Annotated in this window: 24 protein-coding genes and 3 pseudogenes; 11 read left to right on the top strand and 16 right to left on the bottom strand. The window is 67.8% G+C overall.

The window, feature by feature from the left end; translation table 11 throughout:
* The 4 genes and pseudogenes from FCI23_RS44820 to FCI23_RS44835 form a co-directional block, all read left to right on the top strand.
* Nucleotides 1-367, top strand: a pseudogene (locus tag FCI23_RS44820) (helix-turn-helix domain-containing protein); the annotation flags it as partial.
* A 112-nt stretch (nt 368-479) separates the two neighbouring features.
* Nucleotides 480-1754, top strand: a complete 1275-nt coding sequence (locus FCI23_RS44825; RefSeq protein ID WP_136729800.1) for an ISL3 family transposase — start codon at nt 480-482, stop codon at nt 1752-1754.
* Nucleotides 1755-1781: 27 nt separating this feature from the next.
* A pseudogene (locus FCI23_RS44830) lies at nt 1782-2282 on the top strand (integrase core domain-containing protein); the annotation flags it as partial.
* A 401-nt stretch (nt 2283-2683) separates the two neighbouring features.
* Nucleotides 2684-3658 (top strand): LysR family transcriptional regulator, encoded by a 975-nt coding sequence (locus FCI23_RS44835; protein WP_265737826.1) that lies wholly within the window; start codon nt 2684-2686, stop codon nt 3656-3658.
* Here the strand turns inward: FCI23_RS44835 and FCI23_RS44840 are convergent.
* The 8 genes from FCI23_RS44840 to FCI23_RS44875 are packed head-to-tail and all read right to left on the bottom strand — an operon-like array spanning nt 3655 to nt 11760.
* Nucleotides 3655-4959: a vWA domain-containing protein gene (locus FCI23_RS44840; protein WP_246144671.1), complete on the bottom strand. Its 1305-nt coding sequence runs from the start codon at nt 4957-4959 to the stop codon at nt 3655-3657. The two genes, FCI23_RS44835 and FCI23_RS44840, sit on opposite strands and share 4 nt — an antisense overlap.
* On the bottom strand, nt 4956-5813 hold the full coding sequence (locus FCI23_RS44845) for an SRPBCC family protein (RefSeq protein WP_136729803.1): 858 nt from the start codon (nt 5811-5813) through the stop codon (nt 4956-4958). The genes FCI23_RS44840 and FCI23_RS44845 overlap by 4 nt, the downstream gene beginning before the upstream one ends.
* A gap of 31 nt (nt 5814-5844) precedes the next feature.
* A complete protein-coding gene (locus tag FCI23_RS44850; RefSeq protein ID WP_211265742.1) occupies nt 5845-6750 on the bottom strand; it encodes an AAA family ATPase in 906 nt (301 codons plus the stop codon).
* The gene (locus FCI23_RS44855; protein ID WP_211265743.1) at nt 6747-6890 is read right to left on the bottom strand and encodes an NTP transferase domain-containing protein; all 144 of its coding nucleotides are present in this window, start codon (nt 6888-6890) and stop codon (nt 6747-6749) included. The genes FCI23_RS44850 and FCI23_RS44855 overlap by 4 nt, the downstream gene beginning before the upstream one ends.
* 3 nt (nt 6891-6893) lie before the next feature.
* Entirely contained in the window at nt 6894-7919 is a 1026-nt protein-coding gene (locus FCI23_RS44860; protein ID WP_136729804.1) for an XdhC family protein, read from the bottom strand.
* 57 nt (nt 7920-7976) lie between these two features.
* Nucleotides 7977-10373, bottom strand: a complete 2397-nt coding sequence (locus FCI23_RS44865) for an aerobic carbon-monoxide dehydrogenase large subunit (protein WP_136729805.1) — start codon at nt 10371-10373, stop codon at nt 7977-7979.
* A complete protein-coding gene (locus tag FCI23_RS44870) occupies nt 10370-10879 on the bottom strand; it encodes a (2Fe-2S)-binding protein (RefSeq protein WP_136729806.1) in 510 nt (169 codons plus the stop codon). The genes FCI23_RS44865 and FCI23_RS44870 overlap by 4 nt, the downstream gene beginning before the upstream one ends.
* A gap of 2 nt (nt 10880-10881) precedes the next feature.
* Nucleotides 10882-11760, bottom strand: coding sequence for an FAD binding domain-containing protein (locus tag FCI23_RS44875; RefSeq protein ID WP_136729807.1), 879 nt, complete (start codon nt 11758-11760; stop codon nt 10882-10884).
* Nucleotides 11761-12073: 313 nt separating this feature from the next.
* On the opposite strand from FCI23_RS44875, the gene FCI23_RS44880 reads away from it, so the two are divergent.
* The 3 genes from FCI23_RS44880 (at nt 12074) to FCI23_RS44890 (ending at nt 14694) form a co-directional block, all read left to right on the top strand.
* Nucleotides 12074-13171 (top strand): XdhC family protein, encoded by a 1098-nt coding sequence (locus tag FCI23_RS44880; RefSeq protein WP_136729808.1) that lies wholly within the window; start codon nt 12074-12076, stop codon nt 13169-13171.
* Nucleotides 13172-13248: 77 nt separating this feature from the next.
* Nucleotides 13249-13767 (top strand): hypothetical protein, encoded by a 519-nt coding sequence (locus tag FCI23_RS44885; protein ID WP_136729809.1) that lies wholly within the window; start codon nt 13249-13251, stop codon nt 13765-13767.
* A 348-nt stretch (nt 13768-14115) separates the two neighbouring features.
* Entirely contained in the window at nt 14116-14694 is a 579-nt protein-coding gene (locus FCI23_RS44890; protein ID WP_169317253.1) for a Uma2 family endonuclease, read from the top strand.
* A gap of 317 nt (nt 14695-15011) precedes the next feature.
* Here FCI23_RS44890 and FCI23_RS57405 read toward each other — a convergent pair whose 3' ends face one another.
* Nucleotides 15012-15260 (bottom strand): hypothetical protein, encoded by a 249-nt coding sequence (locus FCI23_RS57405; protein WP_169317254.1) that lies wholly within the window; start codon nt 15258-15260, stop codon nt 15012-15014.
* A 648-nt stretch (nt 15261-15908) separates the two neighbouring features.
* Between FCI23_RS57405 and FCI23_RS44900 the strand changes: the two genes are divergently transcribed.
* Nucleotides 15909-16547, top strand: a complete 639-nt coding sequence (locus tag FCI23_RS44900) for a hypothetical protein (RefSeq protein WP_136729810.1) — start codon at nt 15909-15911, stop codon at nt 16545-16547.
* Between the two features lie 313 nt (nt 16548-16860).
* Here the strand turns inward: FCI23_RS44900 and FCI23_RS64255 are convergent, their stop codons facing one another.
* The 7 genes and pseudogenes from FCI23_RS64255 to FCI23_RS44935 all read right to left on the bottom strand — a co-directional run bounded on the left by FCI23_RS64255 (nt 16861) and on the right by FCI23_RS44935 (nt 22332).
* Nucleotides 16861-17427 (bottom strand): PDDEXK family nuclease, encoded by a 567-nt coding sequence (locus FCI23_RS64255; RefSeq protein WP_246144672.1) that lies wholly within the window; start codon nt 17425-17427, stop codon nt 16861-16863.
* 152 nt (nt 17428-17579) lie between these two features.
* Nucleotides 17580-17753 (bottom strand): annotated as a pseudogene (locus FCI23_RS44910) (GNAT family N-acetyltransferase); the annotation flags it as partial.
* Between the two features lie 196 nt (nt 17754-17949).
* Nucleotides 17950-18855 carry a hypothetical protein gene (locus tag FCI23_RS44915; RefSeq protein WP_136729811.1) on the bottom strand — a complete coding sequence of 302 codons (906 nt, stop codon included), beginning with the start codon at nt 18853-18855 and terminating at the stop codon, nt 17950-17952.
* A gap of 474 nt (nt 18856-19329) precedes the next feature.
* Nucleotides 19330-19515, bottom strand: coding sequence for a hypothetical protein (locus FCI23_RS44920; protein ID WP_136729812.1), 186 nt, complete (start codon nt 19513-19515; stop codon nt 19330-19332).
* Nucleotides 19503-20606 (bottom strand): RHS repeat-associated core domain-containing protein, encoded by a 1104-nt coding sequence (locus FCI23_RS44925; RefSeq protein ID WP_136729813.1) that lies wholly within the window; start codon nt 20604-20606, stop codon nt 19503-19505. The genes FCI23_RS44920 and FCI23_RS44925 overlap by 13 nt, the downstream gene beginning before the upstream one ends.
* Nucleotides 20573-21118: a hypothetical protein gene (locus FCI23_RS44930; RefSeq protein WP_136729814.1), complete on the bottom strand. Its 546-nt coding sequence runs from the start codon at nt 21116-21118 to the stop codon at nt 20573-20575. The genes FCI23_RS44925 and FCI23_RS44930 overlap by 34 nt, the downstream gene beginning before the upstream one ends.
* A gap of 782 nt (nt 21119-21900) precedes the next feature.
* Nucleotides 21901-22332 (bottom strand): MarR family winged helix-turn-helix transcriptional regulator, encoded by a 432-nt coding sequence (locus FCI23_RS44935; protein WP_246144673.1) that lies wholly within the window; start codon nt 22330-22332, stop codon nt 21901-21903.
* A 72-nt stretch (nt 22333-22404) separates the two neighbouring features.
* On the opposite strand from FCI23_RS44935, the gene FCI23_RS44940 reads away from it, so the two are divergent.
* From FCI23_RS44940 to FCI23_RS64260, 3 genes are all read left to right on the top strand, one after another.
* Nucleotides 22405-23238, top strand: a complete 834-nt coding sequence (locus FCI23_RS44940) for an SDR family NAD(P)-dependent oxidoreductase (protein WP_136729815.1) — start codon at nt 22405-22407, stop codon at nt 23236-23238.
* A 1452-nt stretch (nt 23239-24690) separates the two neighbouring features.
* Nucleotides 24691-25002 carry a hypothetical protein gene (locus FCI23_RS44945; RefSeq protein WP_246144674.1) on the top strand — a complete coding sequence of 104 codons (312 nt, stop codon included), beginning with the start codon at nt 24691-24693 and terminating at the stop codon, nt 25000-25002.
* A gap of 11 nt (nt 25003-25013) precedes the next feature.
* Nucleotides 25014-25556: a nucleotidyl transferase AbiEii/AbiGii toxin family protein gene (locus FCI23_RS64260; protein WP_136729817.1), complete on the top strand. Its 543-nt coding sequence runs from the start codon at nt 25014-25016 to the stop codon at nt 25554-25556.
* Nucleotides 25557-25885: the final 329 nt, after the last annotated feature.

The following is a 25885-nucleotide window of genomic DNA, read 5'->3' on the forward strand; positions in this document are numbered from 1 at the left end:
CACCCCCACCACACTGCTGGCCTGGCACCGTCAACTCATGATCCGCAAGTGGACGTTCACCCAGCACCGCCGCCCCGGGCGACCTTCTACCGCGCCCATCGTCAAGCAGCTCATCCTGCGCTTGGCCCGCGAGAACAGCACCTGGGGCCACCGGCGGATTCAGGGCGAACTCGCCCGCCTGGGCTACCCGATCGCCCCGTCCACGGTCTGGGAGATCCTGCACGCCGCCGGCATCGATCCCGCCCCGCAGCGCTCAGGGCCGACCTGGCGCCAGTTCCTCACCGCCCAGGCCCACGGCATCATCGCCGCCGACTTCCTGCACCTCGACACCGTCTCCCTCAAGCGCCTGTACGCCCTGGTCTTTATCGGCTCCCCTGTCGCTTCCGTGGGTCGTTGACCAGGTCTGATACAAACAACACGCCGTACCCGGGGTACGTTTCGGCTTGCGAAAGAACGAAACGGAAGAACCTGGATACGGCGTGCGATCTACAAGGATATGGACTCGGCTGCTCGGTGTCGAAAAGACCGTGATCGAGCTCGTGGAGGTCGAGGAGCCCGATGCGGGCGAGGACGGCCCGGAGGATGTGCTGATCGTGGTGCACGCCCGCCCGGCAAAGGGCCGTCGTCAGCGGTGCGGGATCTGTCAGCGCCGGTGTGCCAGGTACGACAACGGCGAGGGCCGCCGACGCTGGTGGGCGCTGGACCTGGGCACCCTGCAGGCGGTGATCGAGGCGGACGCGCCGAGGGTGTCCTGCCCCGAGCACGGCGTCGTGGTCGCCTCTGTGCCCTGGGCCCGCCACGGCGCCGGCCATACCCCGCCCTTCGACGACCAGGTGGCCTGGCTGGCCACGCACTGCTCCAAGACCGCGATCACCCAGCTGATGCGGATCGGCTGGCGAACGGTCGGTGCCATCTGCACCCGGGTGTGGGCCGGCGTCGAACAGCGGGTGGACCTGCTGGCGGGTCTGCGCCGGATCGGCATCGACGAAATCAGTTACAAACGCCACCACAAGTACCTCACCATCGTCGTTGACCACGCGTCAGGACGACTGGTGTGGGCGGAGGCCGGGCGGGACAAGGCCACCCTGCGGAAGTTCTTCGACCTGCTCGGCGAGGAACGCTCCACCAAGATCACGCATGTCAGCGCGGACGCCGCCGACTGGATCGCCACCGTCGTCGCCGAGCGCTGCCCGAACGCGGTGCGCGTCATGGACCCCTTCCACACGGTCCAGTGGGCCACCGACGCCCTCGACACGGTCCGCCGTCAGGTGTGGAACGACGAGCGCGGCGGCAATGGCCGCGCCACCGCCGGATCGAAGTCCCTGAAGAAGGCCCGCTGGGCCCTGTGGAAGAACCCCGAGGACCTCACCACGGGCCAGCAGGCCCAACTCGCCTTCATCGCCAAGGCCCACCCGGTTCTGCACCGCGCCTACCTCCTCAAGGAGGGCCTGAGGATGGCACTCAAGCAGGGCCAGGAAACCGCCCAGGCCCTGTGGGACTGGGTACTGTGGGCACGACGCAGCCGCCTGGAGCCCTTCGTGAAGCTCCAACGCTCCATCGTCAAGCACTGGGACGCCATCACCGCAGCCGCCGATCACGGACTGAGCAACGGCCTGGTCGAGAGCATGAACACCAAGATCCGACTCATCACCCGCATGGCCTTCGGCTTCAAGGACGCCAACGCCCTCATCGCCCTCGCCATGCTCAGCCTCGGCGGACACCGCCCCCACCTACCAGGCCGTCAAGCCGCATAAAACCACCCACGGAAGCGACCGAAGAGCCTCTTTATCGAACACGGCACGCGGCGCCTCCACCTCGCCGGCGTCACCGCCCACCCCACGGCTCGATGGACCGTTCAGCAGGCCAGGAACCTCGCCATGACCCTGGGCTGCCGAGTGGACTCGCTGCGCTTCCTCATCCGGGACCGGGACAGCAAGTACACCCGCTCCTTCGACGCCGTCTTCGAGGCCGACGAGGTGGAGATCCTGCTCAGCCCGCCTCGGGCGCCGAGAGCGAACGCGATCTGCGAGAGAGTCGTGGGCACCCTCCGCCGCGAACTCCTCGACCGCATGCTGATCTACAACGAAGCCCATGCCGTGGCAACGTTGACCGAGTACATCCGCCACTACAACGGGCACCGCCCCCACCAATCCCGGCGGCAGCTACCCCCGGACAGCGACCAACCGCCCACCTCGGCCGCCGTCACCGACCTCCAGACCCACAGGGTTCGACGACAATCCGTCCTCGGAGGCGTGATCAACGAGTACCAGCATGCCGCCTGAGCCGACGACATCAGCACAGGTCACGGCACCAAATCGTATTTTCGAGCGGCACAGGACGAGAAGGTGCTCGCCCGGAAGCCGGCCCCGTTCGCAGTGCTCTACGGTCAGTCGCGTTCCGGCAGCGGCTCGGACGTGGTGAAGTACCTCCTCGCGCAGGCGATGCGAAGCTCATGGACGGGGGAGGAGAGGTGAGCAGGATGTACCGGACGCCCAAAAGTTTTGAGTCCGCTATCAAGGACCGTGCCAAGGCGGGCGTTGTGCGGTCGGCTCAGGGAGACGGAACAGCGGCAACGCTTTCACCGCGCCCTGAGCCGACCGCACAAGCTCCGACGACCCATAGCTCCGCGTACACGATTGGGATAGTTTAGAGGCAACATCATAGGGCTGAACGCAGATGTGCTGTGATTGAGAGGCAGTGGTTGACCCCGACGCAACTACGGGCCTTCGCCGCGACCGTGCGCTTCGGATCGGTGAAGGCGGCGGCTGCTGACTTGTCCGTTTCCGAGGCCGCGATCTCCATGCATATAGCCCATCTGCGCAAGGAACTCGGTGACAAGCTGTTCACCAGAGCGGCCAACGGGCTGGCCTTCACGCCGGGCGGGTTGCGCCTGGCCAGCAGGGCGGCCGAGATGCTGGGACTACAGGAGCGGACCATCATCGAGGTGAGTCAGGCCGGTTCCGGCCGCCGGCTGCTACGGGTCGCCGCGTCCAGCCTGTTCGCCGAGTACGCGGCGCCCGGCCTTATCGAGTTGTTCGCCAGTCGGGCCGACGACCTGAACATCGAGCTGAGCGTGCACAACCCGAATAAGTTCGGTTCGCTGCTCTTGACCCGGACGGTCGATGTCGCCATCGGTCCCCGGCCCGGCATTATCGATGACTCGATGACCTGCACGCTGTTCCTCAACTACCAGATGCTCGCGGTCGTCGGAGCCGGCCATCCGCTGGCCGGAGTCCGCGTGACTCCGGCCGAGCTACGTGAACAGACCTGGCTGCTCGGACCTTCGGCGGTCGGCGGGGTCGGCATCGTGCCCTCGGTTCTGCGCCGCCTCAACGTTCCCGAGCACAACCAGCGCATCTTCCAGAGCCACGCCGCCGCGGTCGAGGAGGCTAAGCACGGGAAAGGGGTGGCGCTCGGGATGTCGTTCGCCGTCTCCAAGGACCTTGCCGACGGGGACCTTCGGCAACTCGATGGTGCCTTCCTGCGCGCCCGCGGCTCGTGGCACATCCTCGCCCTTCCCGATCGAGACGCCCCGCCCGCCGCCGCGGAGCTCAGGCGCTTCGTCACCACGCCGCGCGCCACGCAGGCGATGCTGCGGGGTGCCGGCGTCACGGCCGGTCGGTTCCGGCCGGCGATCCACGTGACCCTCTGGAGTTAGCGCCCGCCTCCACTCCCATCCGGATTCCGCGCCCCTGGTCTCGCTCCGGCTCGCGCTCCCGCCCCGCACCGGGCGATCTCCGCCGGCACCCGCAGCAGCGATCCGAAGGTGTCGGCGGGCAGCAATGCGTCGCAGTAAGGCAGTGCGGCAGCCATCGTGGTGGTACGAGGGACGAATCCTGGGGCCGACGCGCGGGGGTTGAGCCATATCACTCGGTAGGCGCGACGGCGCAGCCTGGCCATCGCCGCGGCCAGGCACTCCGGCGGGCCCGCGTCCCAGCCGTCCGAGCCGATGATGACGACCGCCCCGCGCAGCAGGCCGCCGTGATGCGAGTCGAGCAGTGACCGCAGGCAGTCCGCGATCCTGGTCCCTCCGAACCGGTCGACTACCCGCGCCGACGCCGCGTCGATCGCGGCCTCGGCAGAACGGTGACCGATGACCCTGGTGAGCCGGGTCAACGTGGTCGCGAAGGCGAAGACCTCCGCGTCGCTCGTCAGAGTGATCGCCCGCATCAGGTGCAGGTACGCAACCGTCTGAGCCCGCATCGACTGGCTGACGTCACACAGGACGACGACACGGCGCGGCCTGGTCACCGGCCCGGCGCGCACCAGCCGCACCGGCTCCCAACCGGTGCACCGGGAACGGGCCATAGTCGCGCGGACCGCGACCCGGGTGCCGCGCGGCTGGATGGTGAACCGGCGGGAGCGGCGCGTGGGCCATGTCGGCAGCGCCGCTTCGAGCCACTGGCCGAGCAATGCCGTCTCCTGCGGGCTGAGCTGCTCGAAGGGGGTGTCCACCAAGTCGGCCAGTTCGCTCGGCAGCCGCTCCGGCACGGTCAGCGCGTGGTCGTCGGAGTGCTCGGCACCGGCGACCGCGGGCGGCAGCGTCACCCAGGGCAGACCGGCGCCCTCGCGCGATCCCTCCGGCCGGGCCTCGGGCATCGAGGCGTAGCGGTCGTCCTTGCCCCGGGCGCCGCCGAGCCCGTCGCGCCGGGCGTGCGGGTCGACGGGCAGGACGGCGTCACCGAAGACCGCGTCGAATACGGCGTCGAACTCCGCCAGATCGTCGTGGTCACGGACCAGGCAAATCCGGGCCGACCAGTACAACGTCGTCCGCGTAACAGGCGGCGAGACGGACAGCGCCCGCACGAGGTCCTGGACTTGGGTGAGGCCGACCGGCACGCCCCGCGGCCGCAGCCGGGTCGCCAGCGCGACGGCGAAGGCCGCCCGGTCCACCGCGGGCAGCAACGACCGTGCCCGGTCCACCGCGGGAAGCGGCGGCCTGCCCACCCCGCCGCTCACCGGACGATGAGGAAGACGATCAGCGCGATCAGGATGATGCCGACGACGGCCGCCGGGATCAGCCGCTTGTACACGGACATTCCGGCCAGCCCCATCAGGTCGAGTGGCTCGGCCTCCGTCTCCTGTCGGGCAGGCCGCCTGGACCCGGCCGCCGGTGCCTGCGGTTGTGCCGCTTCGGGCGCGTTCCCCGGTGTGGTGGCCGCGGGCTCAGGGCCGGCCGTCGTAGCGGCCGGCGTGGTGTCGCCGGCGGTCTCCTCCACCGGCGCCTCGGAGGTGGCGGCCTCCGGTGCCGTCGCCGGCGGTGCGGTGTCCTTCGTCGTCTCCCGCGCCGGCGCTTCCGCCACCGTCGCTCCGGCTGCGGCCGTCGTCGGCGTCGCGGTCTCCGGGACCGTGCCGGGAGCGGACTCCTGGGGCTGGTGGAGCTGCGCCTCCAGGTTCTGGACGAACTGGTTGAGCAGCTTCTCGGAAATCTCCTTGATCATGCCGCTGCCGAACTGGGCGAGCTTGCCGCTGATGTTGAGGTTGGTGGTGACGGTGACGACGGTGCGCGTGCCGTGGGGACGCAGCAGCGCTTCGATCATCGCGGAGGCGTTGCCCCCTCCGCGCGCGTCCTTGCCCTTGGCGCTGATCACGGCGTGGTGGGCCGCTTCGTCCATCTCGACGAACCTGGCCGTTCCCGCGAACTGACTGATCACCGGGCCGACTTTGACCTTGACCTTCCCGTTGTACACCTCGCCCTCCACCCCGGTGAGTTGTGCGCCGGGCAGGCATGGAGCGAGGCCCTCCAGGTCGGTGAGCACCTCCCAGGCGCGCTCGATTGGGACGCTCACATCGAACTCGTTGTCGATTTTCAAGGCTTCTTCGCTTCCTCTGCGTGCTGGGCGGTCAGCGGGCCGCGGGCTGCCCTCCGGTCGTCCGCGGGTAGCCAAGTCCTTCAAGGGCTTGGGTGACGGTGGCGTGGTCGTCGGGGCTCTTGGCGATCGTGCTGAGCGTGCGGACGACATCAGTCCGCACCAGGCGCGTGACCTGGAGCGCGGTGAGCGCGGAGACCCAGTCGATGGCCTCGGCCATGCCTGGCCTCTTGTCCAGATCGAGTTCGCGGGCCCGGCCGATGAAGTCGACAGCTGAGGCGATCAGCGGTTCGTTCGCCGCCGGCACCGAACGGCGCAGGATCTCGGTGGCACGCTCGGGCGTGGGGAAGTCGATCCAGTGGTAGAGGCAGCGGCGGCGCAGCGCGTCGTGCAGTTCGCGGCTGCGGTTGGAGGTGAGCACCACGACCGGCGGCCGGGCGGCGGTGAAGGTGCCGAGTTCGGGAATGCTGATGGCCGCCTCGCCGAGGAACTCGAACAGCAACGCCTCGAACTCGTCGTCCGCGCGATCGATCTCGTCGATCAACAGCACCGGTGGCACCGGGCCGTCGTGGCGGACGGCCCGCAGCAGGGGCCGGTCCTGGAGGAATTCCTCGGTGAACAGGTCGGCGTCGGTGAGGTTTTCACTGCGCGCCTCGATGAGCCGGATCGCCAGGAGCTGCCGCTGGTAATTCCACTCGTAGAGCGCCTCGTTTGCCGTCAGGCCCTCATAGCACTGCAGCCGGATCAACGGCGTGTCCAGGGTCGTGGCCAGCGCCTTCGCCACGCTGGTCTTGCCCACCCCCGGTTCACCCTCGATCAGCAGCGGCCGGTGCAGGACGGTGGCCAGGAACAATGCGGTCGCCGTGCCCTCGTCCACCAAGTGGCCGGCCTCGGCCATCCGTCGGCGCACCTCGTCGGCGTCCGCGAACAGCCCGCTCACCGGCCGGCCACCGAGACCGGCTCGGATGCCGTACGGAGGGTGGCGTCCAGCAGCGTGCCGTCGCGGTACGGAAGGAGCTGCTTGGGTCGGCCGAGACGGCGCGAGGAGCCGGCGGCGAGGAGAACCCCGGTGGTGAACACGGCCTAGCCCACCAGCCCTTCGGCGTAGCGGTCCCGGCAACGGGGTCCGCAGAACCAGACGTCGGCCCCCTTGACGGTCAGGTGCGGGGTGTCCAGCATGACCGTCACCGTCATCCCGCACACCGGGTCCGTCGCCCCGAACGGCACGACGAGCGCACCGTGCGTGCCGTGTGCACCGTGCACGCCGGCCCCGGGAGCCGCATGCCCTCCGCCTCCCGCACCACCCTCGTTCCGTGCCCCCTCCGCCGAACCGTCGCCGTTGCGTGCCGCCTCCCCAGTGCCCTCCGCGCCGACATCCTCGGCCGGTCCGCGCCTATCGCCGCCCCGCACTCGTTGCACCACCTCGGCCAGGATCGACAGCGCGATCTCGGGCGCCGTGCGCGCGCCGATGTCGATCCCGGCCGGGCTGCTGATGCGGGCGCGTTCCGCCTCGTTCAGGCCGAGTTCGTCGAGGAGGGCGGCGCCCCGGCGGCGGCTGGCGACCAGCGAGATACGGTCGACGCCCGCGTCGAGTGCGGCGCGAATGGACTCGATCTCGTCGCGCCCGTGGCTAGCCACGATCACCGCCGCCGTCTGCTCGGCCACGCCGTCCGGCAGAGAGTGCGCCGTCGCGTAGCCGAGCACGTCGGCGAGCGCGGCGACGGCCTTGGCGACCGGGGTCTGCCCGACGACCTCGATCAGCGTCGGCGGCAGCATCGGTTCGAGGAAGATCTCCAACGCACCCCCTGACAGGCACGGATTCACCACCACGCGGGCACCGGGTGACTCTGGGAAGGCGGCTTCCCCGTCGGGTAGCACCCGCAGCAGCAGTGATCCGCCGTCGCGCAGCGCGCCGAGAGCAGCCGTACGCACCGAGCTCTCGGCACACACGCCTCCGACGAAGCCGTCGATCGACCCGTCCTCGAACACGATCGCCTCGTCCCCGGCCCGCGCCGACGCCGGGGCCTGGGCACGTACCACCCTGGCATGGACGAACGGCACGCGTTGTGCCGCGAGTTCCAGCGCGCGAGCGGTCACCGTAGTCGACATGAACGCCTCCTCGACAAAGACCCAGCGGACTCAACCTGAACGCCGAACAGCGGTGGATCAGATCGGCGGCGTCGGCCGGCCCTTCATGGCCTCCCACACGCGCGACGGCGTCAGCGGCATGTCGGCGTGCCGGATCCCGAACGGCTTGAGCGCGTCCACCACCGCGTTGACCACCGCCGGCGGTGAGCCGACCGTCGCGGACTCGCCGACTCCCTTAGCACCGATGGGGTGGTGGGGCGACGGCGTGACGGTGAACCCGGTTTCCCAGTCGGGCACTTCGAGGGCAGTCGGGATGAGGTAGTCCATCAGCGAACCGCTCAGGCAGTTGCCGTCCTCGTCGAAGGAGATCATCTCCATCAGCGCCATGCCCACGCCGTCGGTGAGACCGCCGTGCACCTGCCCCTCGATGATCATCGGGTTGATACGGGTGCCGCAGTCGTCCACCGCCACGAACCGGCGCACCTTCACCTTCGCGGTGCCCGGGTCGATGTCTACGACGCAGATGTAGGCGCCGTGCGGGTAGGTGAGGTTCTCCGGGTTGTAGCAGATCTGCGCCTCAAGGCCGCCCTCCACGCCTTCGGGCAGGTCGCCGGCACCGTGGGCGCGCATCGCGATGTCCTGGATGGTGACGGAGGCCGAGGGGTCTCCCGCGACATGGAAGACGCCCTTCGACCATTCGAGGTCGGCGACCGACACCTCCAGCATCGCCGAAGCGATGAGGCGTGCCTTGTCGCGCACCTTCCGGGCCACCAGGGCCGCCGCCGCGCCCGACACCGGTGTGGAGCGGCTGCCGTAGGTGCCCAGACCGAACGGCGTCTGGTCGGTGTCGCCGTGCACCACCTCGATGTCCTGCGGCGGAATGCCGATCTCCTCGGCGACGATCTGCGCGAACGTCGTCTCGTGGCCCTGCCCCTGAGTCTGGACGGACAGCCGCACCACCGCCTTGCCGGTGGGGTGTACCCGCAGTTCGCAGCCGTCGGCCATGCCCAGGCCGAGGATGTCCATGTCCTTGCGCGGCCCGGCGCCCACCGCCTCGGTGAAGAACGCCACGCCGATGCCCATCAGCTCGCCGCGCTTGCGCTTCTCGGCCTGCTCGGCGCGCAGTTCGTCGTAGCCGGCCAACTCCTTCGCCAGCCGCATGGTGGGGGCGTAGTCACCCGAGTCGTACACCCAGCCCGTCTTGGTCTCGTACGGGAACTGCTCGGGCTTGATGAAGTTCTTCATCCGCAGCTCGACGGGGTCCATCTGCAGCTGGTATGCGAGGCAGTCCACGATCCGCTCGACCAAGTACACGGCCTCAGTGATGCGGAACGAGCACGCGTAGGCCACTCCGCCCGGCGCCTTGTTGGTATAGACGGCTGTCATCTTGCAGTAGGCGGCCTCGATGTCGTAACTGCCGGTGAACACTCCGAAGAACCCGGCCGGGTACTTCACGGGCGCGGCCGTACCGTTGAACGCGCCGTGGTCGGCAAGCACATTGGTGCGGATGCCGAGGATCCTGCCGTCGGAGGTCGCCGCGATCTCGCCTCGCATAATGTAGTCGCGGGCGAAGCCAGTGCTGATCAGGTTCTCCGAGCGGTCCTCCATCCACTTCACCGGCTTGCCGGTGAGCAGCGAGCCGACGATGGCGCAGACGTAGCCGGGGTAGATCGGCACCTTGTTCCCGAAGCCGCCGCCGATGTCCGGCGCGATCACCCGGATCTTGTGTTCCGGCAGCCCGGCGACGATCGCGTACAGCGTGCGGTGGGCGTGCGGCGCCTGGGTGGTGGACCACAAAGTGAGCTTGCCGTCCACCGCGTCGTAGTCGGCGACCGCGCCGCACGTCTCCATCGGCGCGGGGTGCACGCGCGGGTAGACGATGTCCTCGCTGACCACCACGTCCGCCTTGGCGAAGACGGCATCGGTCGACTCGGCGTCACCGGTCTCCCAGTCGAAGCAGTGGTTGTCGGTCTTGCCCTCGAGGTCGTCGCGGATCACCGGGGCGGACGGTGAGAGCGCGGTACGCACGTCCACAACCGGGTCGAGCGGCTCGTACTCGACGTCGATCAGCTCTAGGGCGTCTCGGGCGGCGTAGCGGTCCTCGGCGACGACGAACGCGACTTCCTGGCCCTGGAATCGCACCTTGTCGGTGGCCAGCACGGCCTGCACGTCGTTGGAGAGCGTCGGCATCCATGCCAGCCCCTTCTCGGCCAGCATCGCGCCGGTGACCACCAACCGCACATTGGGATGCGCCTCGGCCAGGCTGGTGTCGACAGAGGTGATCCTGGCGTGCGCCATCGGCGATCGCAGGATCGCCAGGTGCAGCATCCCGGGCAACTGGACATCGTCGACGTAGCGGCCCCTGCCGCGCACGAAGCGCGGGTCCTCCTTGCGCAGCATCCGGCCGTGGCCGAGCGGCTTGCCGTCGTTGTCCTCGAACGCGGTGACGATGGTGCGGTCGGCCGCTGTGGTCATGACGTGCTCCCCGACGTGGTACCCGAAGGGACGGTGGTGCGGGTGCCGGCTTCCTCAGCCGCCGCCCATTGCACGGACCGCACGATGGTGGCGTAGCCGGTGCAACGGCAGATCTGGCCGGAGATCGCCTCGCGGATCTCCTCTTGCGACGGGCTCGGATTACGGTCGAGCAGCGCCCGCGCGGTCATCATCATGCCGGGGGTACAGAAGCCGCACTGCAGGCCGTGGCACTCGATGAAGCCCCGCTGCACCGGGTCGAGTTCGCCGTTGCGCCCCAGCCCTTCGACCGTGCGCACATCGTGCCCGCCGGCCATTGCGGCGAATACCGTGCAAGACTTGACCGGCTCGCCGTCCAGCCACACCACGCAGGTGCCACAGTTGCTGGTGTCGCACCCCCAGTGGGTCCCGGTCAGGGCGAGGTGGTCCCGCAGGAAGTGGACCAGCAGCAGCCGTCCCTCGACCTCGCGCGTGACCTCGTCGCCGTTGACGGTCATGGTGACCTGCATGATCACGCTCCTTGTCCGTTGATCCTGGCGACCGACCTGCGGAGCGCCCGGATGGTCAACTCCCGTGCCAGATGACGCTTGTACTCGGCGCTGCCCCTGCGATCGGTGACCGGATCGCAGGCGTCCTTCGCGATGTCGCCGGCCCGCGCGTACAGCTCCTCCGACGGCGGCTCGCCGCGCAGCGCTTCGGCGATGCCCGGGATGCCGGCGGTGTTCGGGCCCACGGCGGCCAGTCCGACGCGAGCGTCGGCGACCACGCCGCCGTCGAGCCAGACCGCAACGCCGGCCGAGACGACCGCCCAGTCCCCGGCCCGCCGCTCGACCTTCTCGTAGGCGCTCGATCCGTTCGGCCGGATCGGGAAGCGGACCTCGGTCAGTATCTCCGCGTCGCCGACCGCCGTTTCGTAGGGCCCGCGGTGGAAGTCTTCCATTGGCACGACGCGCTCGCCGTCCAGACCGCGGATCACGCAGGAGGCGCCCAGCGTGGTGCACACGGCCGACAGGTCCTCCGACGGGTCGGCCTGGCAGAGCGAGCCGCCGAGCGTGCCCCGGTTGCGGACCACGGGGTCGGCGATGACCCGCTCGGCGTCACGGAAGATCGGGAACGCCTCGGCCAGCGCGTCGGACTCCAGCAACTCGCGGTGCCGGGTCATCGCGCCGATACGGATCTGCCTGGGCTCGGTCACGATGTAGCCGAGTTCGTCATGGAGATCGTTAATGTCGATCAGGTACTCGAAGTTGGCCAGCCGAAGCTTCATCATCGGGATGAGGCTGTGACCTCCAGCCACCAGACGTGCCGTGTCACCCAGCCTGTCCAACAGCACGATCGCCTGCCCGACACTGCTCACCCGCTGATATTCGAACGGCGCGGGAACCTGCATGCGTGGACTCCCTCTTGTAGTGGGTCTTCCGCTTCCGGGGGCGCAATGCCTCTCCTCGGCATCGCCCGCGGGGTCTCATCGGTATCGGGCCATATTTGGCTCCCGTCCGGCGCCGGTGTCAACAGCGAATTAACCGAGAGCTTAATTTGTGATCCAAGATCATCCCGCCCGACCTAAGCGATCGATTAACCAACCATTGACACCACGTTCCTGGGCTTCGCATCATTCGGTCCTGGAGTCTGCGCCCCAGTGTTGCGGCAGGTCACGGTGCCCGGCGGCCGGGGCAGAGGTGGTGTTCTGGAGAGGGGTACACGTGCGGGACATTGCGGAAGGCATCGCCTCCTGGCAGGCGGCCGGGACGCGCTTCGCCCTGGCAACCGTCGTCGAGACCTGGAAGTCGGCACCGCGGCAACCGGGCGCCGCAATGGCGGTCGCCGAGCACGGCGACGTGATCGGCAGCATCTCCGGCGGCTGCGTGGAGGGCGCCGTCTACGAGGCGGCCACCGAGGTGATCGCAACGGGCACGCCGGTGCTGACGACCTATGGCGTCAGTGACGACGACGCCCTAGAGGTCGGACTGACCTGCGGGGGGATCATCGACGTCTTCGTGCGCCCGGCGGGCGTCGGGCACTTCCCGGCCCTGCCCGCGGTCCTCGACGCCATCGCCGCCGGCCGCCCGATCGCGGTCGCCTCGGTGATTTCCGGGACCGCACCCACCGAACGCGACCTCATCGTGACTCAGGAGACGACCACCGGTACGCTCGGCGACCTCCGACTCGACGCCCGTGTCGCCGAACAGGCGCGCGGCATGCTCGCGCGGGGCGCCAGCGCCGTGGTGCGGGTCGGTCATGAGGGCGAACAGCGCAAGGACGAACTCGCCGTCTTCGTCCAGTCCTTCGCGCCGCCGCAGCGGATGCTGGTCTTCGGCGCCATCGACTTCGCGGCCGCGGTGACTCGGATGGGCAAGTTCCTCGGTTACCACGTCACGGTCTGCGACGCACGGCCGGTCTTCGCCACCCGCAAGCGGTTCCCCGACGCCGACGAACTGGTCGTCTCCTGGCCGCACCGGTTTCTCGACCGGATCACGGTGGACGAGAACACCGTGATCTGTGTGCTCACCCACGACCCCAAGTTCGACATCCCGTTGTTGGAACGCGCCCTGCGGACCCCGGCCCGGTACATCGGCGCGATGGGCAGCCGCCGCACGCACGAGGACCGCCTGCGGCAACTGCGCGAGGCCGGCGTCGGCGAGGCGGCGCTTGACCGCCTCGCCTCGCCCATCGGTCTGGACCTCGGCGCTCGCACCCCCGAGGAGACCGCCGTCGCGATCATGGCCGAGATCATCGCCCTGCACTGGGGTGGCTCGGGCCAGCGCCTTATCGAGACCACACCGCTGCCCATCCATCACTAATGTCCTGCGCTTGAAATTGCGCGGCCCCGCACCCTGACGAACTGTGCGACACCACGGCCTTCCCCGACCGCGCCACTGTGGACACCCACCTGTTCCAGGCCTTCATCCCCGCCGCCTACACCCCCGACAACCCCCGCCCACCACCCCGCTGGACAGCCGAACAAGCTCACCGCACCGTCGTCTTCCTCGCCCAGTTCCTGCAGAACCAGCGCGGAAGCACCCCGGACCTAGCCTGGTGGGAACTCCCCCAAGCCCTCCCGGCACGCACCCGCTATGACTCCTTAGCCTACGAACGCAAGCGCCGTGCTGGGGATCTGGCCGAGTGGCACGGGATGCTGTTGGAGCGGCTTGCGGACTACGACGCGGCGGACCGCCTCACCCGGCTGGCTGCGCACTCCGCCCTCGCCGGTGCCGAGTCGCTGCTTTTCCAGGCCAGGCCGGCTTGGCGGGACGGTGAGGCGGACCGGGCCCGCGCTCTGGTGGGTGAGGCGCTGACCGAGCTCCCCGGGCATCAGGAGCTGCACACGTTCGCTGCCGAGATCGGGGCACCGCTGACCGTCCGGGCACAGGAGGCGGCAGGCCGGCTCTCCCGCTGACTGGGCTCTGCGTCCACGGCCGTGCTGCCCAACGGGAGACGGGGCTCGCCCCGGTTGGCGCACCTCCGGTCCGCGTGATGGGACGTTTCCACGACGATCGCCCGCCTCGGCTGGACCACGTCCTCCGCTGTCTGACTCCTGCGTCGGGCATGCCGTGGCGACAGGTTCGGCCGCGGGTTGGCGCCGGAGTCGTACATGCGCGGGAATCGATGGCCATCGGCGTGTGGAGTCCGAGGCGAGTGTTGGTGGGGGCGGCCGTGGGGGAATTCCTCGGCGGTGTCGCAGCTGCGTAGTACTGTGCGAAGTGTCGGTGTTCCCTGGCGCTGGCCTGGAGAACGGAGGAGTCCGGTGACCGTCACCGAGGACCGGCCGCAGATGCTGGCCGAGGAGTTCGAGCGCATCGCTGCCGCAGCCGAGCGCGAGGGGGTTCGGCTCGAGTTCATCCACGGAAAGCTGGGGGTCAAGGCGGTGCCGGATGGGGATCACGACGAGATCATTCGCTGGGTCATGGAGCACTGCATGCAGCAGCGTCCGGAGCTGTGGCTCTATCCGGAACGTGGTCTGAAGGTCGAGACCTATCGGAAGGGGCATGCCAAGCCGGACGGCGCTCTCGCGCCGAAGGGATGCTTCGCGGGCCAGGGGGAGTGGGCCGATGCTGACCAGGTCCTGATGGTGGTCGAGGTGACCTCGTACGATACCGACACGGACAAGCGGGATCGGGAGGAGAAGCCGCGTGCTTACGCGGAGACCGGCATCCCGGTGTACCTGCTGATCGACCGGGACTCCTGTGAGGTACTGGTCCACGCCGAGCCGGACGGGGGCGTCTACGGCAATCTCGTCCGGCGTCCCTTCGGCAAGCGCGTCGAGCTGCCCGAACCGGTGGGCATTCTGCTGGACACCGAGCCGCTGAAGGCCTGGGTGCGCTGACCCCGCCATCTGTTGCAATGTCGTCCATCGGACACGTCTGCAGTAGGGCACCCGAGCCAAGCGCCACGGAGCCGTGGCTGCAGGGCAGCCCGGGGCGCCGTTCTGTACAGTTGCGACAACGGGTTTCCGGGGCCTTGAACTGCTCGATCAGGGGAATGGGAGCGCAAGGGGAGCGCGGGCGCCTTTGGACGGCGCAACGTTGCGGGGGCCGAAAACCCCATCCATGGCCTGTGACGTGCAGGTTCTTGTGAACGGCCGTTGATCGCCGCGTGTCAGGCTGATGGATCGTGCTGCTGCGACTGCCCTACCTCGCCGTCTCAAGCGTGTTTGCCCTCATACGGCTGCTGCCGATGAGCGACGTGTACGAGGACATGGAGATATGGGCGCTGCGCCACCAGCTGGCCGTTCTGCAGCGGCGAATCGGCAGGCCACGGGTCGCTGCGGCGGACCGCGCATTCCTTGCCGCGCTTCTCCATCGGCTCCCAGGTCCAAGCTGCGCAGCTGCACCTGATCGTCTCCCCGGACCCGATCTTGAGGTGGCCCGCGACCTTATGCGCCGTCGCCACGCCGATGCCTCCCGCCGCAGACAACCCGGCAGACAGCTGACTCTCCCCCAGCCTTCGGCCGGGAGGTGCCCCCAGCAACATCCAGTCTCTCGTCCTGCGCCTGGCTCGCGAGAACTCCGGGTGGGGCTACAGAAGGCCCCACGGCGAACTCGCTCTCCTGCGCGGACGCAATAATCGGCACCCGCAGCGCCTTCGTGGGATGCTGACAACACTCCTGCGCCGACCCTTAGACGCCTCCGGTGGCCAGCCAGTAGCCGGACGCCTTTGGACGACGTAATACGAGGCAGCACAGACCAACGAGCCGCACGCGCTCTGATCAGGCAGGACGTCATTCGGCAGCACGGCACGGCACTACGCAACATGATCGCTCACGGTCTCGTAATGCGTAGGTCTCGGGTTCGAATCCCGAAGGCGGCTCCCCGAAGGCCCAGGTCAGTCCCCCGCTGACCTGGGCCTTTTTCCTTTCCTTGGCACTTTCCGGCAGAGGATGCGGGGCGCTGATTTCCCCGGCGGAGCCGAGGGGAGGCCGAGGGGAGGCCATTTCGTCAGCGACGGTGCGACGGGAGGCCAGCGGGTCTGAAGGGTGGATCGCGCTCGTCTGGATGGCTTTGTGGCAATCTGACAAAGCCTGCCTCTACGCTGGGGTTCGTGGCGGAAATCCAGAGGAGCACACCGTTCAAGGCACTGGTAGCGCAGACCACGGCGGTGCTGTTGACGCGCGGCCTGGAGGTCGAACCGGTCGCAGTGCGGGACGTGGTGAGCTACGTGGTCAACACACCCGCCAAGAACGTGGGCGTGGACGCCGACGAGGCCGTCCACCTGGTGTCACCGGAGATCGTCGCGGACGCGATCGAGGCAGCGGCCGACGACTCACGAGAGGGCGCCTCCGCGGTTCACGCCGTGCGACCGGTCCGGGTGGATGTCCGGACGGTGGAGGTGCCCACGATGGCCCTGGGCCGCCTGGTAATGGCTGGCGCGCAGGCGGGGAAGTACGCGTCGGCCAACGGCGATGGCCGGTCGGCGGCCCACGCCATGGACCTGGTGACCGAACTCGGTTCCGCGACTGTATCGGCGAGCGGCGGGGACCTGGTCGACGTGCCGGTGGGAGTGCTGGACGAGCTTGCCGACCTCGTCGAGCGCGTGGCCGGCCAGGTCGACACCGGCCACTGGAATATCTGCCCGTGCGGGGTGCCGCACGAGCAGGAGGACGTGGACCGCCAAGTCGTGCACGCCATGAGTGACGACGTCATGATTGCGCGGGAGCTGCGGACCAAGGCAGACCAGTAACGTCCTGCAGTGGCGTTTGCCCGAACTCGCCCTCGCGAGCCGACGTAGGTCGCGCAGGCAGTCGCACCTTGTGTCCGGCGCGCGAGAGCAGTCGCGCGATGCGGACGTGACTGCCTGCAGTTAGGACGTGGCCCCCGCATCCAGCGGGGCCACGCCACTTCTCGATCGGCAGACCGCTACCGGAGCGCACCCCTCGGCATGGACCTTGGCGGTGCCCAAGCGGAAGGGCGTTTCGACCTGGCACGTGAATACTCCGCGGAGGTCGTTGTAGTCCCGGGAGTGGACCGAGTTACGTGGTGTTCGTCGGGGGCGGTTAATGGCTCGCCTCGCACACGCCCTTCTCCACGCGGGTCTGTCCGAGCAGGAAGACCAACTGGTCGTACACGCCTTCCGGGTCCCCGGTCTCCAGGATCAACAAGGCCACCATGTCGAGGGCCTGATTGATTTTCCCGCCAGTCTCGCGTTGAGCTTGCTCGATCCGCTTGAGGTTGCGGGCGAGGTCCGGCCGGGCAGTGGCGAACGCGGGCAGGCCCAGCAACCCGCCGTCGAAGACGCGGTAGCGGACCAGGTCGATCCGCTCGTGCAGCCGGTGCACCGCGACCCGATCGTGGTGCGAGAAGCTGGCCGCGATACAGACCATCCGCGGGTTCCGCCAGTCGATCGACTCGGCGGCCTCGGAACCCAGCTGCTCCTTGACCAGCGCCTCGAACTCGTGACGCGCCGAGCACAGCCAGGACAGGTAGGAGACGGCTTGTGACATGACCCCGCTGTCGGAGCCTTTCTTGTATTCCATCAGCACCGGTGTGTTGTTCTCGTCGAGCCCCAGCGTGTCGATCCTGCCCCGGTGCAATCCCCGCGAGTTCACGATTTCTGAAGGCATCGAAATCTGAACTGTAGGTACTGTTAGGGGATTCGGAGGCTCTCTGACCGTGGGTTCGTGGCGCCGGCCCCTGCAGCCGGCGACGCGAACCACACCGATGATCAGCGGTGGCCGCAGCCTTCCCGCAGCCGGTCCACCCACAAGATCACGGTCTACGGGTGGAGCACCAGGTCGTGCTGATACCAGGTGCCCGGCTTACCGCCGAGGTCGGTCGGGTCTGCCGGGCCAACCGGGACGAACCCTGCCTTGGTCAGCACCCTCTGGGACGCGGCATTGTTATGGGAGGTGGCCGCCCTCAGTGTGCGCAGCCCGTGTCGCACCACCGCCACCGTCAACGGCGGGATCACCCGCCCCGAACTCGAACCCATCGACATCGCGGCCATCCCTCCGACCGCTAGAGCCACCCCGCCCAAACCAGCGCAGCACACTGCACCGATCCACAGGCCGACCCGGCCATGACTTCACTCCACCGAGTGAAGATCACCAACAGCATCCCGATTACGGGACAGAGCCGAAAGGGCGCTACCCCCCTTGCCGCCATCCCGACGGCCATTCGTGCTCGTCCCGAAATATCACGCGACCTGCGTAGACACCCGCCGCGCCCAAGCACAGCAGCGAGAGCATGACGACGATGACGCCGTACTGGCCCAGCTTCGCACCCCCGATGAAGAAGCCGACAGCCAGCGCCAGATAGAAGAGCGAGCACGCCGCGGCCACCCAGCGATTCGTCTTGGACCGCGCGTTGATCCGGGCGAAGAACGCATGGCGTCGCGCGGCCCGACGATCAGCCCGCGCGATCCGGGCGAGGCGTTCCTCGGAGACGGTGACGGCAGTGCCGACCACCTTGTCGACCGGCCCCGACGCCCCGATGAGCGCGACAGCGGGCACGGATTTTTTCGGGACAGCCAAGTCGATCACCTGCGTCCCCTGGGAAATCCGCAGCACGCCGTTCTTTCGCCGGAGGTTGAAACCGGGGTTGAGTGTTGCCGACGTCGGACTTGGGCCGACGCGGCAGGTGCTGTCAAAGATGTAGGCCCGGAACGACAAGAACCACGGATCGACGACCAACCCCGTTTTATCGCCCACCAGAAACACCGTGGCCTGGCGCCAGCTCAGCCGCCCGACCTCCCTGACCCAGCCCCTGTCCGCGATCTGCTGCGTGATGCCCCAGCGTTCCTCGACCGCGATCTGCGCAGGTTTCAGCGGATACCCGGGTTCGAAGGCAGGACGGCCAGTACTGCGTGGCCGGACATCCCCCCGCCAACGCAGCCGACGAGGCACGATCGTCACGCCGATCGCCATCACGATGAAGGCTGCAATGCCCCCCAACGTCAGCACCGGGCCCATCGGTCCGTCGCCGATCACGGTCACGCCAGCTAGCAGCGCGCCCATCCACGCCAAGGCCCCGAGTATCAGTACGGCGTCCAAGTCGTCAGCCCCCGCCCCTCGCCCCACGACTCGAAAGATATCGGCAAATCCTATCCCCGCCGTATCTTCCTGGCCACAGCACGATTGACGCTTCCTAGATGCAATACCGGGGGCCTCCTCGCACCCAGCGAAAAGGTCCGCCCCCGACGCGCGACCGCTGGACCGCGAACACCGCCAGATGCGAGTTCAACGACTTCGCCATCCCTCCCGGATCCACCGGCCGTCCCGCGTTGCGACGGCCCGCACGAAGGCGAGCACTTCCGACTCGGAACTGGCGGCCAGGACTACGACCGAGGTGAGACCACACTACGCGACTGCCAAGCGCGGCAGCAGGATCGACCCTCACAGTGAGCTCGACGCCGACCGGCGGTGGACATAGCCCGGCCGGTCTTGTTTCGCCAAGCCGCTCCGCCAAACGAGGACGGGCCGCGGCTGCACACCAGCCACGGCCCGTCCCCGTTCTATCTGGTGCGCCTACAGTAGCAATCCGGCCACCGCGCCCAACCCGCCCTCGATGAGGGCCTGGCACCAGTTCCACTTGCCGTCAGTCGCCATGGCGTAGCCGAAGTTGAACCCGAAGGCCGCGAAGCCACCAGCCATGCCGCCCGCCCCTCGGGCGCTCTTCCCGAGCCATCCGACTTTGCCAACTATCCCCCACATGCCACCAACCGTGCCAGCGTAGGAACTAGCAAAATAGCGGTTCCCGTGCGCCCACGCGATGACAAATTAGCCGTGCAGCTGAAGCGGCCGGTGAGGTCGCTCTTGCTGAATGGGTCGCCGAACACGTACACGTAGTTGTTCGCGCAGCCGTTCTCTAGCGGGTCCACGCTCAGGAAGCGTCCTTCCGCCGCTTCGTAGGCACGAGCGCCGAGGATGGTGATATCGGTGGCGGTATCGGTGAGTTTGCTGTCCTTGCCGAATGCGCCCAGGATGTTGCCGCCGGCGGCGTTGGTCAGGGTGGCACTGCCCGACAACGCCTGGCCCCAAGGGTCGTAGGCGATGGGGTCGTTCAGGGGCGCGCCAGTGTTGTCAGTGGCGACGGTGATGTTGCCGTGCAGGTCCGGGTAGGACCACAGGATGCCGCTGGTCTGGATGGTGGCTATCACGCCGCCGGGTAGCGGGACGAACTGCTGCACTACGTTGCCGGTCCCGTCCAGGGCGGCGACGGCGCTGTCATTGTAGCCGTTGTATGCGTAGCCTGTGGCGGTGCTGCCGGCGGTGTGGGAGACGACACGGTCCAGGGCGTCGTAGCTGTATGCCGTGGTGGTGGCGGACGCCGGGGTGGCGGTGGCCAGGCGGTTGGCCGCGTCCCAGGTCAGGGTGGTGCCGTGGTCTTTGGTCTGATTGCCGTGGGTGTCGTAGGCGTAGCCGGTGTCAGTGGTGGCGCCGACGGTGGTGTGCACGAGCTGGTCGGCGCTGTTGTAGCAGTAGCCGGTAGTGACGGCGGTGCCGTTGGTCGGGGTGATGGTGATGCTGGTGCGGTTGGTATTCACGCCCATGTCGGGGTCGGCGCAGTTCGCGTCGGCAGGGTTGACGTCGTAGCCGTAAGTCGCGGCCGCACCAGGCAGGTAGGCGGTGGTCAGCCTTCCGGCGCCGTCGTAGGTGTAGGTTGCGGCTGCGGCCCCGGCCGGGTTGGGGTTGGTCAGGGTGCTGCCGTTGCTTGCCTCCAGTTCGGTGGTGACGCGCTTGCCCGCAGACATGGTGGTCTGGTCCCCGGTCACCAGCGCGCCGGTGGCCGTGCTGGTGAACACCAGGCTGTTCTGGTCGCCTTGGCTGTTGTAGCCCAGGGTGCCGGTGGTGCCGTCGGCGTAGGTGACCGTGGCCAGGCGGCCGCTGGTGCTGTCGTAGTGGGCGGTGGCCAGCAGGTTGGTGCCGAGGTGACGGTGGCTAGGGTGCCGCTGTCCGGATCGTAGGTGTTGCTAATCGCGCCCTGTGGCCCCGTGGTGGCAGTAACCTGCCCGGCCTGGTTGAACGTGGTGGTGCTTGTCTTGCCGGTGACATCGGTGTAGCTGACCAGCCGGCCCAGCAGGTCCACGGTGGTGGTGATGGTGCCAGCGGCGTCGGTGACGCTGGTGGTCAGCGGATTGCCGCCGACATCGTAGGTGTAGGCGGCAGTGCGGGCTGGCGCGCCGTTGAACGCCGGCCAACTCTGGCTGGTCATCCGACCGTTGGCGTCGTAGCTGGTGCACTCCCACGGCGCGGTGTCAATGCCGTTGGCGGCCCCGACGCGGTGGCCAGCCATGCGGCCCGCGGCGTCGTACACGTACTGCTGCTCCCGGGCCGGTGTGCCGGGCGCGGGGGCCGGCGCTCGCCGTCATCGGTCTACGCCTCCCTCGCCCTCGGTCCTGTCGCACTAACGAGGGCTGCCGACGATCGACACCCTGCCTTCAATATGCCCCGTCCGGGCATAGGCCGCCCCATCCTAGGGGGACTGATTGCACTGCTTGGGTGCCGGAGGCCACCACCAGCCAGAAACGCACCTTCGGCTACGAGGTCATCGCTGCCGGTACCGTCGACCCATTGGGGGCACGCCAGTGATCGCAGGTGGGCTCAGCGCGGGCGGCTCCCCGTGCGCCGCCGACAGCTACGCGGGGACCTGAGCACATGCGCGGACTACCCGTCGTTCCGTCTTCTTGTTGGCCCAAGTGGTCCGCACGACTGGACGGACTTGCTGATCGTTTCAAAATGAGTTGAGCTGCGGGTCTTGTGATCGGCGATCTTGGTCGCAGGGTGTCTGCGTGCGTGCTGATCTTGTTCCGGACGGCCTGTGGCCCTTTGACCTGGGGCTTATTGCTTTCCTTGCCCTTGGAAAACGCCCGAATCGGGCATGGTAGGCCTACGCATGGAGTGCGTTGGTCAGCGCTTGTGACACTCCGTGATTCTGCTCTGCTCCGGGTCTTTGACCAGCGCTTTCGTGGACTGGGTGAGGTTCGTGTGAGCTGACGGGTGTGGTGGGGGAGCGCGAGGGGAGCGTATCGGTGCCTGAGGGGCTGTCAGAAAAAGGATTCTGATTCATGACACTCCCTGGTCAGCCAGGGGCTGATTTCAGTCTTGTTGGATGACTGTGACGCAGCGCGCGAGCAGCCCTCGCAGGGTGTTGCGTTCTTGGGGGGTGAACTCGTTGGCGAGGCGGCGTTCGATGCGCACGGCCTGTTCGTCAGCCAGGCGTACTGTTTCGCGGCCGGTGTCGGTGAGCCGGGTCTCCAGCATCTTCTGGTGCCACGGGTGCGCCGACCTGGCGACCAGGCCGCGTTCTTCGAGGTTCTTCAGCACGGCCGCCATGGCCTGTGGGGTGACCAGACAGGTGCGGGCCAGCGCGGCCCCGGAGATGCCGGGGTTCTCGGCGAGGACGAACAGGGCAGCGTATTGCGCGACGGTCAGGCCCACGCCCTTCAGTGCGGCGCTCTTGGCCGTCATGAGGGCTTGCTCTGTGCGCTTGATGTCCATTCCGAGGCGCTCGTCCGCGGTCATTCCCATGACGGCGAGTATATAGCCATGAACAGTTAGCAAGAATGGCTATTGTGTCAAGGTCTTGATATAACTCAGGACATGGATACTCGGACTCTTTTAGCGCGCAACAAGACGGTCCTGATCACCGGCTCCACCCAGGGGCTGGGCCGCCATGTGGCACTCGACCTCGCCGGCAAGGGCGCGACACTGCTGCTGCATGGCCGCGACCGTGGGCGGCTGGACGAGATCGCCGCGGAAGTGCGCGCGACCGCGCCGGATGTGCCGGTGCGCACATACCTCGCCGACCTGGCCGACCTCGACCAGGTCCTGGCCATGGCCGCCCGCATCCTCGATGCCGAGTCCCGGCTCGACGTCCTGGTCAACAATGTCGCAATCGGCTTCGGCACCGACCACGCCAGGCGGGAAGTGAGCCACCAGGGCCACGAGCTGCGCTTCGCCGTGAACTACTTGGCGCCCTACCTCCTGACCCGCGAACTGCTGCCGCTGCTGACCGCCTCCGCGCCCGCGCGGGTGGTCAACGTCGCCTCGGTCGGTCAGGCACCCATCGACTTCGACGACGTCATGCTGGAGCGCGGCTACGGAGGCGTTGACGCCTACTGCCGGAGCAAACTGGCAATGATCATGTCGACGTTCGACCTCGCCGCCGAACTCGTGGACAGCAGGGTCACCGTCAACGCGCTGCACCCAGCACACCTGATGGACACGCGGGGAGTGCGCGAGTCAGGACTGACTCCCGCGGTCAGCATCGACGAGGGGGTTCGGCCGACCGTCCGGCTGATCACCGACCCGGCCCTGGAGTCGGTGACTGGCAAGTACTTCGATCAGTTCACCGACAGCCCGGCCCACGAGCAGGCCTATGACACGACGGCACGAACACGGCTCGCAGCACTGACCCGCAACCTCCTCTCCTGATCGCGACGGTCAGCCCTTCCGCGATCGGGCCCTGGCTGACTACATGTTATGTGCGGCGGCCTTCGCCAGGACGCCGAGGTGAGCGGATGGGCTGGGGATCCTGTGTGCTTGGGGGGCCGGTGGGGCTGCGGTCAGTCTGGCAGGTGCGGTCTTTTGGTCTTGCTGTCCGGGCGCGCGTTGTCAGGTTCGGCCAATGGCAGGCGGAATGCGGTCAGTGCTCTCGCGGGGTGTGTGTCCGCGGGGTCCGGCGTGGTCGCGCTGGGTGCCGGGAGTGTCAGAGGTTCCTGCGGGGCGGCTCGGGCACGGCGCGATCGGAACCGAGGGACGCTGGGTTGGCCCGTCCGGTGCAGACCACCAACGCCAAGAACCACGTGACCGCGGGACTTCAGGCCGAGGGGGGAGAAGGTCGAGCCGGCGGACCTGGCGGAGGTCTCCCCGTACCTGACCGAGCACATCAACCGGTTCGGCGAGTACTCCACCCACGATCTCGGCATCATGCATCTTCGACATCGACTGCACCATGCTCCGCGACGACATGGCCGATGGGGTGCGTTCCGTTTCTTCTTGAGGGACCCGATGACCTGCGCGTCTCCGAGAAGGCGCAGCTCGCCAACCCACGGGGCGGCCTGCGATGCCGCGCGGATGCTCTGGGTCTCGGCGGCCATCGAGCAGGTCAAGCGGTTGCGTCTCTCCAAGGGAAACGCACCCCGGCGGGGTAGGGCCTTTTTGCGTCGCATGAGTGATGCGTCGGAGCGGCATTCGCCCGGCGGTGTGACCTGCCGCCCCCTCAGCTTCCGCTGTACGATCCCGCCGGCGGGCCGTCATTGGGAACGTCATGGGAACGGAAGGACAAGGAAGCCCCGTGAACGACCTTCCATCCCTGGCCAACATCACCTGGTCTGACCTGCAAGAACGGTGAATCGAGGGACGGTCAGGGAAGGGCAGGGATGATCTCTGGCGAGCTCGTAATGCGTAGGTCTCGGGTTCGAATCCCGAAGGCGGCTCCATGGCGAACCCCGGGTCAGGCCTTTGACCTGGGGTTTCTTCTTTTCGGTGACCTTGGGATTCGGGTAAATCGGGCACCTGTGGTCTGTGCATGGCAATGCGTAGGTCGCCACTTGTCCACGGTCGGTTACCGTGTCGCCTGTTAGGTCGCTGACCTGCCTGTTTGTGCCGATGATGGGCTGTGGTGGTTGACGGGTCAGTGGCGAGGGGTGGCCAGGGGGTGGCCATCGGTGCAGACACGGTGCAGCAGAGCCCGAAGTGGATCACTCAAAATGAGCTTTGGGGAGGGGTGCCGGCAGGGGGGAAGTGCGTGCCGATTCGGGCTTGAGTGCTGACGGCGAGTGTTGTGGCGCGTTGTCGGGAAGTGCCAAGAGGGTGCGGTTCGCTTACTTCCGATATCTGAGAAGCGGGGCTTGGGGCGGGGCATACTGGGTCATGGATACGCGTGTGCGGTACGCCGAGATCCGCCCGTACACGGTCCCGGAGACGCTTTCGGAGCTGACCGGGCCGGTGGGCGGGGTCATCGTGCTGCCGACTGCGTTGGATTGGACGCCGAAGCGGTCGTACGACCTGTCGGATGATGCCGATCGGCGGATGCTCTACGAGACGGTGATCCGCGAGGCCTTGCACGCTGAAGACCTGCGTGAGTTCCTGAGCGCTCGGATTCTGGTGGATGTGTGGCCGAGATTGTGGCTGCCGCCGCGGGTACGTATGGGGTGGGACAGCCGCTTCCCCGATCTGGTGCGGGCTGCCGCGTAGCATCGGCGGGTATGGACCCGCTGCACGCCCGCCTCGCTCGCCTAGGCCTTGAATCAGCTGCTGACTATGGATTCGTCCTTGCTGGTGGCTACGCCGTTCAGGCACACGGGTTCTTGGAGCGGCTGTCCGACGACGTGGACCTGTTCACCGATGTCGGCGACCCGGTCGCGTTCGCCGAGGCGGTAGCCGCTGTGGCCGACACATATCGGCAGGCGGGGATGACCGTTGAGATCGAACGCCGTGGTGATGTCTTCGCCCGCCTCTCTGTCGTGGACGAGCAGGGGCGTGAGGCGAAGGTCGAATTGGGCTGTGACTGGCGCGCCCGTCCGCCGGCATTCCTGGAGATCGGGCCTGTCCTGCATCCGGACGACGCTACGGCGACGAGCACACCCGCCTGCGCCGCCTCATCGGCTCCGCCTTCGGAGCCCGCCGCGTCCGCGCCCTCACCCCGGCCATCGAGGAGATCACCGTCGGCCTCCTGGACCAGCTCGACGCCGACGCCGGGAGCGGGCCGGTGGACCTGCGGGCCCGGTTCGCGTGGGTCCTGCCGCTGATGGTCGTCAACACCCTCCTGGCATGGGATTTCGGTCAAATCGGGCATCTGTCAAGCTCGGATCAATCGATCGGATTCAGTCGCAGCGCCCGCGACATGTTCAACGAGCGAGCACAACTACGGTCGCGAAACTGGTCAAGATCGATCACCCGAGCCCGTAGCCGTCACCCGTCAGAGTGACGTGCGGAAGACAGGCCTAGCCACAATGCCGCTGACTTTGGGTTGATCTTGTTTGTAGTGTGTGCCTCGGGAGGGTTGCTGAGTGCCACGAGCTGGACAGGTCAAGCCGCCGGTTGAGGAGCGGTTGTCGGATCGCATCGCGTTGGGTGT

Source organism: Actinacidiphila oryziradicis, from assembly GCF_005047355.1.
Lineage (GTDB): Bacteria > Actinomycetota > Actinomycetes > Streptomycetales > Streptomycetaceae > Actinacidiphila > Actinacidiphila oryziradicis.